Source organism: Streptomyces sp. SD31 (genome assembly GCF_052068475.1).
GTDB lineage: Bacteria > Actinomycetota > Actinomycetes > Streptomycetales > Streptomycetaceae > Streptomyces.
In genome coordinates, this window is the sequence record NZ_JBQHCX010000010.1 from 1 (window position 1) to 15,329 (window position 15,329).

The 15,329-nt window shown below is 73.2% G+C and carries 2 protein-coding genes; both read left to right on the forward strand.

Translation table 11 applies throughout. The features are described from left to right. Positions 1–8,186, forward strand: an 8,186-nt coding sequence (locus tag ACTMVF_RS22095; RefSeq protein ID WP_441272820.1) for an amino acid adenylation domain-containing protein, incomplete at its 5' end; no start/stop codon positions are given. After that, complete coding sequence (locus ACTMVF_RS22100) at positions 8,186–15,328, forward strand: amino acid adenylation domain-containing protein (protein ID WP_441272821.1); 7,143 nt, start codon at positions 8,186–8,188, stop codon at positions 15,326–15,328. The genes ACTMVF_RS22095 and ACTMVF_RS22100, both read left to right, overlap by 1 nt. Position 15,329 lies beyond the last annotated feature (1 nt).

The following is a 15,329-nucleotide window of genomic DNA, read 5'->3' on the forward strand; positions in this document are numbered from 1 at the left end:
TGGTCCCCTCAGCCATCGTCACCCTCGACGCCCTCCCCCTCACCCCCAACGGCAAACTCGACCGCAAAGCCCTCCCCACCCCCGACTACACCGCACGCACCACCGGACGAGCCCCCCGCTCCCCCCGCGAAGAAATCCTCTGCGCCCTCTACTCGGAGATCCTCGCGGTGAGCGATGTCGGGATCGACGACAGCTTCTTCGAGCTGGGCGGCCACTCCCTCCTCGCCACCCGCCTCGTCAGCCGCGTCCGCACCACCCTGGGCGTCGAACTGTCCATCCGGCAGCTCTTCGAGACGCCCACCATCGCCGGGCTCTCCTCCGCCCTCGACGCGTCCGGCGCCGTCCGCGCCGCGCTCACCGCACGGCCGCGGCCCAAGCGCATCCCCCTCTCCTACGCCCAGCAGCGACTGTGGTTCCTCCACCAGCTCGAAGGCCCCACCCCCACCTACAACATCCCCACCGCCCTGCGCCTCACCGGCACCCTCGACCAGGACGCCCTGCACCACGCCCTGCGCGACCTCGTCGCCCGCCACGAAAGTCTGCGGACCGTCTTCGCGGAGGAGGCGGAGGGGGAGCTCGGGCCGCGGCAGATCGTGTTGCCGGTCGAGCGGGCCGAGGTGCCGTTCGCGGTCGTGGACGTGACCGAGGAGGAGGTCGGTGACCGGCTGGCAGAGGCGAGCGGGCACGCCTTCGATCTGACGGCCGAGATCCCCATCCGGGTACGGCTGTTCAGGATCTCCGAGTCCGAACACGTGCTGTTGCTGCTCATCCACCACATCGCCAGCGACGCCTGGTCCCGCACACCCCTGGCTCGGGACCTGACGGGCGCGTACGCGGCGCGGTGCGCGGGCGACGCGCCCGGCTGGAAGCCGCTGCCCGTCCAGTACGCCGACTACGCCCTGTGGCAGAAGGAAGTCCTCGGCGACGACGCCGATCCGGAGAGCATCGCCGGTAAGCAACTCGCATACTGGAAAGAGCAGTTGGCCGGACTGCCCGAGCAGCTCGACCTGCCCACCGACCGGGCACGCCCCGCCACCGCGGGCTACTCGGGCGACCGCATCGCGTTCACCGTGCCGGCGGAGCTGCACACACGGCTCACGGAACTGGCCCGCTCCAGCAACACCACCACGTTCATGGTGGTGCAAGCAGCCCTCGCGGCTCTCCTCACCCGGCTCGGCGCGGGCGAGGACATCCCCATCGGCACTCCCGTCGCCGGACGCACCGACGACGCCACCGACGACCTCATCGGCTTCTTCATCAACACCCTCGTCCTGCGCACCGACACCAGCGGCAACCTCACCTTCCAGCAGCTCCTGGGCCGTGTGCGCGACACCGACCTGGCCGCCTACGCCCACCAAGACCTGCCCTTTGAGCGGCTCGTCGAGACGCTCAACCCGACCCGCTCCCTCGCCCACCACCCCCTCTTCCAGACGATGCTCACCCTGCACAACACGCAGGGGACGGAGGGGGAGGAGTTCACCGGTCTGTCGGCCGAGGTCATGGCGTCGGAGTCGGTGTCGGCCCGGTTCGACCTGTCATTCGCGCTGGCCGAACGGTTCGGGGACGGCAATGTCTGCGAGGGCATGAGCGGCAGCGTCACGTACAGCACGGACCTCTTCGACCGTGCCACCGTCCAGGACATCGCCAACCGTCTGGTCCGACTGCTGGCCGCGGCCGTGGCCCATCCCAACCGGCCCGTGGGGCAGTTGGAGATCATGGACGCGGCCGAACGGCGGCTGGTCCTTCAGGAGTGGAACGACACCGCCGCCGAGGTGCCCACCGAGTCGGTGACCCGTCTCTTCGAGCGGCAGGCGCGGCGGTCCCCGGACGCGACGGCCGTGGAGTTCGCGGACGCGCGGCTGTCCTACGCGGAGCTCAACGCACGCGCCAACCGGCTGGCCCGGTACCTGGTCGCACAGGGCGCGGCGCCGGGCCGGTTCGTGGCCGTCGCGATGCCGCGCTCGCTCGACCTGGTCGTCACGCTGCTCGCGGTCCTCAAGTCGGGCGCGGCCTATCTGCCGATCGACCCCGGTTACCCGGCCGACCGCGTCGGCCACATGCTCGACGACGCCGCGCCGGCCCTCACCCTGACCGAGCCGGTCGGGGAGGAGACGCTGACCGGGTACGCGGGTACGGACCTCGGTGACGCGGAGCTGCGGGCGTCGCTCTCCCCCGCGCATCCGGCGTACACGATCTACACCTCGGGGTCCACCGGACGCCCCAAGGGCGTGGTCGTGCCGCTCAGGGCACTGGGCAACTTCCTCGCGGCCATGGGTCGGCGGTTCGCGCCGGGCGCCGACGACCGGCTTCTCGCGGTCACCACGGTCGGCTTCGACATCGCGGGTCTGGAGCTCTTCCTTCCGCTGCTGCACGGAGCGGTGCTGGTGCTCGCCGACGAGGAGACGGCGAAGGACCCGCACGCGCTGCTGCGGACCGTCTCGGCGGCGCGGATCACCATGGTGCAGGCGACGCCGAGCCTGTGGCAGGGCGTCGCGGCCGCGGCGACGGGTGAGCTGGCCGGTGTCCACGTCCTGGTGGGCGGCGAGGCGCTGCCCACCGAGCTGGCACGCACGCTCACCGCCCAGGCCCGTTCCGTGACCAATCTGTACGGCCCGACGGAGGTGACGATCTGGGCCACGGCCGCCGACGTGGCCGAGGCCGGTCCCGTCATCGGCCGGCCCGTCGCCAACACGTCGGCGTATGTGCTGGACGGGGCGCTGCGTCCGGTCCCCGTGGGGGTGCCGGGTGAGCTGTACCTGTCCGGCGAGCAGTTGGCGGAGGGCTACCACCTGCGTCCGGGGCTGACGTCGGAGCGCTTCTGCGCCGACCCGTACGGCCCGCCCGGCGCCCGTATGTACCGGACGGGCGACCTGGTGGTCCGTCGGCGCGACGGTGCGCTGCGCTATCTGAGCCGGGTCGACCAGCAGGTCAAGCTGCGTGGTTTCCGTATCGAGCTCGGTGAGATCGAGGCGGAGCTGGTACGCCATCCGGCGGTCGCGGAGGCGGCCGTGGCGGTGCGCGAGGACCGGCCGGGCGACCAGCGTCTGGTGGCGTACGTCGTCGCGGCGGACACGGCGCCGGGCGCGGGCGTGCTGCGGGACCATCTGCGGCTGCGGCTGCCGGAGTTCATGGTGCCCACGGCTTTCCTCACGCTCGACGCGCTGCCGTTGACGCCGAACAAGAAGCTGGACCGCAAGGCGCTGCCCGCGCCGGACTACGCCGCCGAGTCGGTGGGCCGGGCCCCGCGCAGCCCGCGTGAGGAGATTCTCTGCACGCTGTTCGCCGAGGTGCTGGGCGCCGCCCGGATCGGTATCGACGACAGCTTCTTCGAGCTGGGCGGGCACTCGCTGCTCGCGAGCCGTCTGGTCAGCCGCATCCGGACGGCGCTGGGGGTCGAGCTGTCCGTGCGGCAGTTCTTCGAGACGCCGACGATCGCCGGTCTGTCCGGTGTCCTCGACCGGGCGGCGGGGGCGCGGGCGCCGCTCGTGGCCCGGCCGCGTCCGGAGCGCGTCCCGCTGTCTCCGGCCCAGCAACGGCTGTGGTTCCTCTACCAGTTCGAGGGTCCCTCGGCGACGTACAACGTGCCCACGGCGCTGCGGCTGACCGGCCCGGTGGACCGGGCCGCGCTCGACCGGGCGGTCGGTGACGTGCTGACGCGGCACGAGAGCCTGCGGACCGTCTTCGCCGAGGACCCGGAGGGCTCGCGTCAGATCGTGCTGCCCGCCGACCGGGTCGGCCACCGCCTCGACGTCGTCGACGCCACCGAGGAGGACGTCGAGGAGCGGGTGGCCCGAGCGGCCCGGCACGTCTTCGATCTGACGGCCGACATCCCGTTCCTGGCACGGCTGTTCAGGATCTCCGACACCGAGCACGTCCTGCTGCTGCTGATCCACCACATCGCCAGCGACGGATGGTCGATGGCCCCGCTCGCCCGTGACCTCGTCACCGCGTACGCGGCGCGCTGCGCGGGCGACGCGCCGGGCTGGGAGCCGCTGCCGGTCCAGTACGCCGACTACGCCCTGTGGCAGCACGACGTGCTGGGGGACGAGTCCGATCCGCAGAGTGTGGCGGGGCGGCAGCTGGCGTACTGGAAGGATGCCCTGGCCGGGCTGCCCGAGCAGCTCGAACTGCCCACGGACCGGCCCCGGCCCGCGACCGCCGGCTACACCGGTGACCGCATCCCCTTCACGATCCCCGCGGCGCTGCACGCGCGGCTGACGGATCTGGCCCGCGCCACGCACACCAGCCTGTTCATGGTGACCCAGGCGGCGTTCGCCGCGCTCCTGACGCGGTTGGGAGCGGGCGAGGACGTTCCCATCGGTACGGCGGTCGCGGGACGTACCGACGACGCCACCGAGGACCTCGTCGGGTTCTTCGTCAACACGCTGGTGCTGCGCACCGACACCAGTGGCAACCCCACCTTCCGCGATCTCCTGGGCCGGGTGCGGGAGAGGGATCTCGCCGCGTACGCCCACCAGGAGGTGCCGTTCGAGCGGCTGGTGGAGGCGCTCAACCCCACCCGCAGCCTCGCCCATCACCCGCTGTACCAGGTGATGATCACGTTCAACAACACGGCGGGCGCGGTGCGCGACGAGGACCGGGCGGCTGTCGCCGGGGGCGGCACGCTGCTGAACGCGACCCGGATGGCGGCGGCCACCGGGGTGGCGAAGTTCGATCTGTCGCTCACCCTCGGCGAGGGGCACGACGAGTCCGGTGCGCCGACGGGCATGCGGGGTTCGCTGGAGTACCGCACGGAGCTGTTCGACCGGGAGACCGCCGAGTCGATCATCTCGCGGCTGCTCGGCGTGCTCGGCTCGGTCACGGCGGACCCGGACCGGCCGATCGGCGGGATCGGCCTGCTGGACCCGGCCGAGCGGCAGCAGTTGCTGGTGGGGTGGAACGACACCGCGCGTGAGCAGCGGGAGGCGACGCTGCCCGAGCTGTTCGAGGAGCAGGTGGCGAGGACGCCTCGGCGGCCCGCGTTCTCCGCGAACGGGACGACGCTGTCGTACGCCGAACTCAACTTCCGCGCCAACCGGCTCGCCCATCTCCTCGCGGAGTGCGGGGCGGGCCCCGAGCAGGTGGTGGCGATCTCGTTGCCGCCGTCGGTGGAGATGGGGGTGGCGGTCCTCGCGGTGCTGAAGACCGGTGCCGCGTATCTGCCGGTCGACCCGAGCAGTCCGCGTGAGCGGATCGCGACGATGATCGAGGACGCTGACCCGATCTGCGCGCTGACCACCTTGTCGGTCCCCGACGACGTCTTCCCCGCGGAGCTGGCCCGGCTGGTCCTGGACAGCCCGGACGTGACCGGGCGGCTCGCCGGGCAGCCCGCGCACGATCTGACGGACGAGGACCGGACGCAGCCGCTGTCCCCGTGGAACGCGGCCTACATCATCTACACGTCGGGTTCGACGGGCCGCCCCAAGGGTGTGCTGGTCGAGCACCAGCCGGTCGTCAACTACCTGGCGGTGTCGGCGGAGTTGTACCCGGGGGTGGCGGGCCACGCGCTGCTGCACTCGCCGCTGTCCTTCGACCTGACGGTCACGGGCCTGTTCGCGCCGCTGCTGAACGGCGGCTGCGTGCACCTCGCCGACCTGGAGGAGCTGCACGAGCGGTCCCTGGCCGGTGACGTGCCCGCCGACCTGCCGCAGATGACGTTCCTGAAGGCGACGCCGAGCCATCTGCCGCTGATCACGGAGCTGCCCGGGGCCTGTGTGCCGCGCGGGGAGCTGGTCCTCGGCGGCGAGTCGCTGACCGGTCGCGCGGTGCGGACGCTGCTCGCGGCGCACCCGGGGGCCACCGTGCTCAACGAGTACGGCCCGACCGAGACGATCGTCGGCTGCACCACCTGGCGCGTCGAGTCGCCGGACGACCTCGCGGATGGCGTGCTGACCATCGGCCGCCCGTTCCCCAACACCCGGATGCTGGTGCTCGACCCGTATCTGCAGCCCGTGCCGGCCGGTGTGCCGGGCGAGTTGTACGTGTCCGGTGTGCAGTTGGCGCGTGGCTACCTCAACCGGCCCGGGCAGAGCGCCTCCCGGTTCGTCGCCAACCCCTTCGAGGGGCCGGGCGAGCGGATGTACCGCACCGGTGACATCGTGCGCTGGAACCGCCGTGGCGACCTGGAGTTCATCAGCCGGGTCGACGACCAGGTGAAGATCCGGGGCTTCCGGGTGGAGCTGGGCGAGGTCGAGTCCGCTCTGTCGCGGCACCCCGGGGTGCCGGAGGCCGTCGCGGTCGTACGGGAGGACCGGCCGGGCGACCGGCGTCTGGTCGCGTACCTGGTGGCGGGGGCCGGTCCGGTGCCGACGGACGCGGAGCTGCGGGGGCATCTGCAGGACGCGCTGCCCGACTACATGGTGCCGTCGGCGTTCGTCCGCCTGGACGAGCTGCCGCTGACGGCCAACGGCAAGCTGGACCGGGGGCGGCTGCCCGCGCCGGACTACGCGACGATCAGCACGGGCCGGGCGCCGAGCACGCCGCGCGAGGAGTTGCTGTGCGCGCTGTTCGCCGAGGCGCTGGGACTGGAGTCCGTCGGTGTGGACGACGGCTTCTTCGACCTGGGCGGCGACAGCATCCTGTCCATCCAGCTCGTCAGCCGGGCCCGCGCACAGGGCCTCGCCCTCTCCGTGCGGGACGTCTTCGAGCACCAGAGCGTCGCCCACATCGCCGAGGCGCTGGGTGACGCGGAGCCGGAGACGGGTCCCGCGGACGCCGAGGAACAGGGGGCGAGCGGGCCGGTGCCGGCCACGCCGATCATGCGGTGGTTCGCCGAACTGGGCGGGCCCGTCGCCCCGTTCAACCAGTCCGTGGTGGTGTCCGTCCCCGCGGACCTCGACGAGGAACGGCTCGTGGCGGCTGTGCAGGCCGTCGTCGACCGGCACGACACGCTGCGCCTGCGGGTCGCCGACGACTGGACCATGTCCATCCTCGAACCCGGGTCCGTGGACGCGGCCGGTCTCCTCACGCACCACAGCGCACCGGACCTCGACGACGCCGAACTGCACACCGTCGTCGCCGCGTCGGCCGCGGCCGCACGCGACCGGCTCGACCCGGCCGAGGGGCGGGTGCTGCGGGCCTGCCGGATCGACCGCGGTCCGCGGCGGCACGGACTGCTGGTCCTGGTCGCCCACCACCTCGCCGTGGACGCCGTCAGCTGGCGCCTGCTCGTCCCCGACCTGGCCGCCGCCTACGAGGGCCGCCCGCTCAGCCCGGCCGGAACCACCTGGCGCCAGTGGGCCGGTACGCTCCAGGACCTCGCCGCCCGTCCCGCCACCGAGGCCGAGGCGGACCATTGGCTGGACGCGGTCCGCCCCGCCGCCGAACTGTCCCTTGACCCCTCGCGCGACACCCACGCCCGGTCCGGGCAGGTCGTCCTCGACCTCGACGCGGACACCACCGAAGCCCTCCTCACCTGGGTCCCGGGAGTGTTCCGCGCGGAGATCAACGATCTGCTGCTCACCGCGTTCGGCCTGGCCGTCGCCGACTGGCGGCGCGGCCGGGGCCACAGCGCCGAGACGCCCGTCGCGGTGGACCTGGAGAGCCACGGCCGCCACGAGCACGTCGCTGCCGGCGCCGACCTCACCCGCACCACCGGCTGGTTCACGGCGATGCACCCGGTCCTGCTGAGCCCGGGGGTCAGCGACTGGGCCGACGTGTGGGACGGCGGGGCCGCGGCGGGGCGTGCCCTGAAGCGGGTGAAGGAGCAGCTGCGCGCCGTACCGGGCGACGGGCTCGGCTACGGCCTGCTCCGCTACCTCAACCCCCGCACCCGGGACCGGTTCGCCGAACTCCCGGCGCCCGCGTACGGGTTCAACTACCTGGGGCGGTACACCGGCGGCCGCGGCACCGGCGGCGCCTCCGAGCCCGAGCCGTGGAGCGTGCTCGGCCGGGGCGTCGCGGGCCAGCATCCGGACACCGTGCTCGCGCATCCGGTCGAACTCGTCGCGGGCGCCCACGACACGGAGCAGGGGCCGAGGCTGCACAGCGTCTGGACGTACGCGAGCGCCGTCCTCTCCGAGGACGAGGTACGGCGCCTGGGCGAAAGCTGGTTCAGGGCCCTGAAGGCGCTGGTCGAGCACGCGGGCCGGCCCGAGGCGAGCGGTCTGACCCCCTCGGACGTCTCCCTCACCTCGCTCAGCGAGGACGACATCACACGACTCGAAAGCGAATGGGGTTCCCTCTGATGGCCAAGTCCGGCTTGGAAGACATCCTGCCGCTGTCCCCGCTGCAGGAGGGGATGCTGTTCCACAACCTCTTCGACGACGAGGAGCTGGACGCCTACAACGTCCAGGTCTTCATCGAGCTCGACGGCAACGTCGACCCGGTCCGGCTGCGCCGGGCGGGCGAGGCGCTCCTGGAGCGGCACGCGAATCTGCGCGCCGCCTTCCGTCACGAGGGGCTGAAGCGTCCGGTGCAGCTCATCCCCCGCAAGGTCGAGCTGCCCTGGCGCGAGGAGGACCTGCGGGGCGTGGCGGAGGCGCAGCGGGAGGAGGAGGCGGAGCGGATCGCCTCGCACGACCGCTGGACCCGGTTCGATCTGGGCCGACCACCCCTGATCCGCTTCACCCTGATCCGGCTCGGCGCGACCCGCTACCGCATGGTGATGACCAACCACCACATCCTGCTCGACGGCTGGTCCATGCCGGTGCTGCTGCGCGAGCTGCTGACGCTGTACACGGTCCACGGGGACGTGACGGCGCTGCCCCGGGTGCGTCCGTACCGCGACTACCTCAACTGGCTCGGCGGCCGCGGCCGGGACGCGGCCGAGGAGGCGTGGACGGAGGCGTTCGCCGGGTTCGACACGCCGAGCATCGTGGCGCCGGACCGGGGGGCGCTGACCGCTGCGCCGGAGCGGATCGACTTCTCCGAGGACGAGGCGGCGAGCGCCGCGCTGACCCGGTTCGCCAGGTCGAACGGGCTGACCGTCAACACCGTGATCCAGGGGGCCTGGGCCCTGGTCCTGTCGCATCTGACGGGCCGTGACGACGTGGTGTTCGGGGTGACGGTCAGCGGCCGCCCGCCCGAGCTGCCCGGCGTCGACACGATGGTCGGCCTGTTCATGAACACCCTGCCGTTGCGTGTCCGGCTGCGGCCCGCGGAGTCGCTGACGGGCTTCCTGCGCCGGGTGCAGAGCGAGCAGGCGCGGCTGATCGACCACCAGTGGGTGTCTCTCGCGGACATCCAGCGCTGGGCGGGCTCGGGTGAACTGTTCGACACGGCCATGGTGTTCGAGAACTATCCGCTGAACTCCAGCCGCGGCCGGCCCCCGGGCGCCGGTCCCGACGCGGACCTCCCCACGGTCCTGAAGGTCCACTCGCGGGACCAGATGCACTATCCGCTGGGCCTGCTCGCCCTGCCGCGCGAGACCCTGCGGTTCTCGCTGGGCTATCTTCCGCAGGTCTTCGACGCCGAGCAGGTCAGGTCGGTGATCGCCGCGTTCCGCCGGGCGCTCAGGACGATCCTGGACACTCCGGGGACCGCGGTGGGTGCGGTCGCGCTCCTGGACCCGGAGGTGCGCAGCACGGTCCTGGAGAAGTGGAGCGGCTCGGACGACGTGCGGCCCGCCGAGCGGTTCACGGACCTGTTCGAGGAGCAGGTGGCCCGCACCCCCGGCAAGACGGCGCTGATCGCCCCCGACGGGGCTCTGTCCTACGCCGAACTCAACGCGTCCGCCAACCGTCTGGCGCGCCGCCTGGTCCAGCTGGGCGTCGGCCCCGAGCGCCCCGTGGCGATCGCGGTGCCGCGCCGCACCGAGCTCGTGGTCGGCATGCTCGCGGTGCTCAAGGCGGGCGGCATGTATGTGCCGATCGACCCGGAGTACCCGGCCGACCGCATCCGGCACATGATCGAGGACTCCGACCCGGCGCTGGTCCTGACCACGTCCGACGTGGACCCCCAGGTGCGGGAGGAGTGCTGCGGCCCGCTGACGTTCGTCATGGACGACCCGCAGACCGGGAGGTCGCTGCGTCAGCACTCCGGGATCAACCTCGTCGACGCGGACCGCAGCGGCCCGCTGCTGCCGCGCCACCCGGCGTACATCATCTACACGTCGGGCTCGACGGGCCGCCCCAAGGGCGTCGTCATCGAGCACCAGGCGCTGTCGGCGTTCGTCAGACACTGCCGTTCCTCGCAGGCCCCGGACATCTCGGGGCTGTCCGTGATGCAGGCCTCGGCGTCGTTCGACCAGAGTGTCGGCTCGCTGCACGCCCCGCTGATCAGCGGCGGCTGCGTGCGCCTGACGGATCTGCGGGATCTCGCCGAGACGGCCGTGACCGAACCCGGGTTCCGCCGGGCGACGTTCATGAAGGGCACCCCGTCGCACCTGGCTCTGCTCGCGACGATGCCCGAGACCGTCTCGCCCTCCGGGATCCTCACGCTGGGCGGCGAGGAACTGCGCGGCGAGGTCCTCGCTCCGTGGCGCGCGGGCATGCCGGAAGTGACCGTGGTGAACGTCTACGGTCCGACCGAGGCCACGGGCCACTGCCTGGAGCACTGGATCAGGCCGGACACCGCGCTGCCGCCGGGGCCGGTGCCGATCGGCACCCCGCACGAGGGGGTGCGGCTGTACGTCCTCGACTCGGCGCTGCGGCCGGTCGCCCCCGGCCTGGACGGTGAGGTGTATCTGGCGGGCGTTCAGCTGGCGCGCGGGTATCTGGGCCGCAGCCGGCTGACCGCCGAGCGGTTCACGGCCGACCCGTTCGGCGCGGCGGGCAGCCGTATGTACCGCACGGGCGATGTCGCCCGCTGGAACGACGTGGGCGAGCTGACGTTCGTCGGCCGCGCGGACCGCCAGATCAAGCTGCGCGGGTACCGCATCGAACTCGGCGAGATCGAGGCCGCCGTCGTGGCCCTGCCGGGCGCCGCCCAGGCGGCGGTCGTGCTGCGTGAGGACCAGCCCGGCGACCAGCGCCTCGTCGCGTACGTCGTGGCGGACCGCGGCGTGTGGGACGAGGCGGCGGCGTACACCGCGCTGGGCCGCGAACTCCCCGACTTCATGATGCCGTCGGCGTTCGTCACCCTGGACGCCCTGCCGCTCAGCCCGAACGGCAAGCTGGACCGCGCGGCCCTGCCCGCCCCCACCTACACCGGCCGGGTCTCGGGGCGGGCGCCCCGCACCCCCCGTGAGGAGATCCTCTGCGGCCTCTACGCGGAGGTCCTCTCGCTGCCGCAGGTCACGATCGACGACAACTTCTTCGACCTGGGCGGGCACTCCCTGCTCGCCACCCGCCTCGTCAGCCGCATCCGTACGACGCTGGGCGCCGAGCTCTCCATCCGCCAGTTCTTCGAGACGCCGACGATCGCCGCGCTCACCGGGGTGCTCGACCGGGCCGGCCGGGCGCGCACCGCTCTCACGGCGCGCCCGCGGCCCGAGCGCATCCCCCTCTCCTACGCCCAGCGACGCCTGTGGTTCCTCCACCGGCTCGAGGGCCCCAGCCCCACCTACAACATCCCGACGGCGCTTCGCCTCATGGGCCCTCTGGACCAGGAGGCCCTGCGCCGGGCGCTGCTGGACGTGATCGCCCGTCACGAGGTCCTGCGGACGACGTTCACCGAGGACGAGCACGGGCCCCGGCAGGTGGTGCTGGGCCCCGAGGACGTCCCGCTCGCCTTCGAGACGGCCGACACCACCGAGGCCGAGTACGAGGCCGATCTGGCGCGGGCGGCCCGTCACTGCTTCGACCTCGGTGCCGAGATTCCCGTGCGCGCCCGTCTGCTGCGCCTCTCCGCGCAGGAGCACGTCCTGCTGCTGCTCATCCACCACATCGCCAGTGACGCCTGGTCCCGTGCCCCGCTCGCGCACGACCTGACGAGCGCGTACACGGCCCGGTGCGCGGGCCGGGCGCCCGTGTGGGAGCCGCTGCCGGTCCAGTACGCCGACTACGCCCTGTGGCAGCAGGAGGTCCTCGGCGACGACGCCGACGCCGACAGCATCGCCGGCAGGCAACTCGCGTACTGGAAGGAACAGTTGGCCGGGCTGCCCGAGCAGCTCGACCTGCCCGCCGACCGGCCCCGCCCCGCCACCGCCGACCACACCGGCGACCGGGTGTCCTTCGCCGTTCCCGCGGAACTGCACGCCCGGCTCACCGAGTTGGCGCGCGCCACCGACACGACCCTCTACATGGTCCTGCAGGCCGCGCTCGCCACGCTGCTCGCCCGGCACGGCGCGGGCGAGGACATCCCCATCGGCACTCCCATCGCCGGTCGCACCGACGACGCCACCGACGACCTCATCGGCTTCTTCGTCAACACCCTCGTCCTGCGCACCGACACCAGCGGCAACCCCACCTTCCGGCACCTCCTGGGCCGCGTCCGGGACACCGACCTGGCCGCCTACGCCCACCAGGAGCTCCCGTTCGAGCGGCTGGTGGAGGCCCTCAACCCCACCCGCTCCCTCTCCCACCACCCCCTGTTCCAGGTGGTGCTCGCGCTGCAGAGCGCGGGCCCGCAGCGGACGGGCGGGGAGGCCGCCGCCCAGGGCGCCCCGTCCCTGCCGGGCGGTCTGGTCATCTCCGGCCTGGGCGGCACGGCGGCGACCGCCGCAAAGGTCGACCTCGGGTTCTCGGTGTCGGAGCGCCGGGCCGCGGACAACGCCCCCGCCGGGATCGTGGGCGTCCTCGACTACCGGACCGACCTGTTCGACCGCGGCACCGCCCAGGCGCTGGTCGACCGGTTCGTGCGGGTGCTCGCCGGGGCGGCCGGCCGCCCCGACCTGCCGCTGAGCCGGATCGACGTCCTCGGTCCCGAGGAACGGCACCGGGTCGTCGAGGAGTGGAACGCCACAGCCAAGGGCCTGACTCCGGCCACGCTGCCGGACCTCTTCGAGCGGCATGTACGGGAGCGGCCCGACGCCGAGGCCCTCGTCTTCGGTGACCAGTCGCTGAGTTACGGGGAACTCAACGCGCGCGCCAACCGGCTGGCCCGGCTGCTGGTCGCGCGGGGTGCCGGGCCCGAGCGCCGGGTCGCACTGGCGCTGCCCCGCTCCCCGGAGCTGGCCGTCGCCGTCCTCGCGGTGGTCAAGGCCGGTGCGGCCTATCTGCCGCTCGACCCGGGGCACCCGGCCGAACGGATCGCCGGGACGCTCCAGGACGCGGCACCGGTGGCGCTCCTCACCACGAGCGGCGTCGCCGCCTCGCTCCCGGACGTGGCCGTGCCCCGGATCCTGCTGGACGAGGAGCCGGCGGCCGGCGAGGCGGCGGGTGACCTGACCGACACCGACCGGCTCGCGCCGCTCCTGCCGTCGCACCCCGCCTACGTCATCTACACGTCCGGCACGACCGGCCGCCCCAAGGGCGTGACCGTCACGCACGCGGGGCTGCCCGGCCTGGTGGACATCTTCACCGCGCACTGCGGGGTCGTCCCCGGCAGCCGCGTCCTGCACCACCTGTCCCCCTCCTTCGACGGCGGGTTCTGGGAACTGTCGATGGGCCTGCTGACCGGGTCGACCCTGGTCGTCGCGGAGCCCGGCATCACCCCGGGCCCGGCCCTCGCGGACCTCGCGGTGCGGCAGGCGGTCACGCACGCGGCGATCCCGCCGGCGGTGCTCCAGCTGATCCCCGAGGGGGCGCTGCCCGCCGGCATGACGCTGGTCGTCGCCGCCGAGAGCTGCCCGCCGGAGCTGGTCGAACGCTGGTCCTCGGGGCGCCTGATGCTCAACTCGTACGGCCCGACGGAGGCGACGGTCTGCGCGACCATGAGCGGCCCGCTGACGGGTTCGGTCGTCCCGCCGATCGGCGCCCCGATCGCCGACACCGCCGTGCACGTCCTGGACGGCGCGCTCCAGCCGGTGCCGCCGGGTGTGCCCGGCGAGCTGTACGTACGGGGTCCCGGGCTCGCCCGCGGCTACCTCGGCAGGCCGTCCCTCACCGCGGGCCGTTTCGTGGCGAGTCCGTACGGGCCCGCGGGCGGCGTGATGTACCGCACCGGAGACCTGGTCCGCTGGAACGCCGACGGCGCCCTGGAGTACCTGGGCCGTACCGACACGCAGATCAAGCTGCGCGGCATGCGCGTCGAACCGGCGGAGATCGAGACCGTGGTGACCCGCCAGGCGGGGATCCGGCGGGCGGCGGTCCTGGTCCGCGAGGACTCGCCCGGCGACCGCCGCCTGGTCGGCTACGTCGTGCCGGACGCCGGTACGGCCGTGGACACCGCCACGCTGCGACAGCGGCTGCGCGAGCTCCTGCCCGAGTACATGGTGCCCGCCGCCTTCGTCGTCCTGGACGCGCTGCCGCTCACCGCGAACGGCAAGCTGGACCACCGCGCACTGCCGGCCCCCGAGTACCGCGCCACGGACGGGCGGGCCCCGCGCACGCCGCGCGAGGAGGCCCTGTGCCGGCTCTTCGCCGAGGTGCTGGAACTGGACCTGGTCGGTCCCGACGACGGGTTCTTCGACCTGGGGGGCCACTCGCTCCTGGCGATCCGGCTCGTGGAGCGGGCCCGCGCCGAGCTGGGCGTGGAGATGGCCGTGCGCGACCTGTTCGCCGCGCCGTCGGTCGCGGACCTCTCGGCGCGGCTCGCCGCGCGCGGCGACCACGAGCCGATGGAGCGCCTCCTTCCGCTGCGGGCGTCCGGCTCACGGCGTCCGGTGTTCTGCGTCCACCCCGGGTCCGGCATGAGCTGGTGCTACTCGGGTCTCGTCCGCCATCTGCCCGCCGACATCCCGGTGTACGGCATCCAGGCCGCGGGCCTCGACGGCGACGGGCGGCTGCCCGACACGTTGGAGGAGATGGCCGCCGAGTACGCCGATCTGGTCCAGCAGGCGCAGCCGCAGGGGCCGTACCGGCTGCTCGGCTGGTCGCTCGGCGGCAACGTGGCCTTCGCCATGGCGGGCGAGCTGCGCGCACGCGGCCAGGAGGTGGAGCTCCTGGCGTTCCTGGACGCCTACCCGCGCCGCGTGACGCAGGGCGAGGAGACCCCGCTGGCCGAGGTGTTCGCGCACAATCTGCGCGACGCCGGGTTCGACATCGGCACCGAGGAGCTCGCCGACGGCGCGTTCCCCGCGGCCCGCTACCGGGCGTTCCTGAACGCCGCCGGTGACCCGATGGGCCGGCTCGACGAGGCCGAACTGGCCGCGGTCCTCAAGGTGTTCATGAACAACGCCGGGCTGATGCGCGGCCACACGCCGGGCGCTTTCGACGGCGACGTGCTGGTCCTGTCGGCCGAGCGGGTGCCCGGCGACAAGCTGGCGCGCCGCGGCGCCGAATCGTGGCGCCCCTACGTGACGGGCCGTATCGAGCGGGTCGGTGTCGACGCCGACCACCTCGGGCTCGTCCAGTCCGACGCCGCGCTCGCGGTCGTCGGGCGTGCCCTGACCGAACGACTGGACTGAG

What these genes read in the sequence shown, in the direction of transcription:
- ACTMVF_RS22100 (WP_441272821.1), top strand. Translation starts at nt 8,186, where the DNA reads ATGGCCAAGTCCGGCTTGGAAGACATCCTGCCGCTGTCCCCGCTGCAG.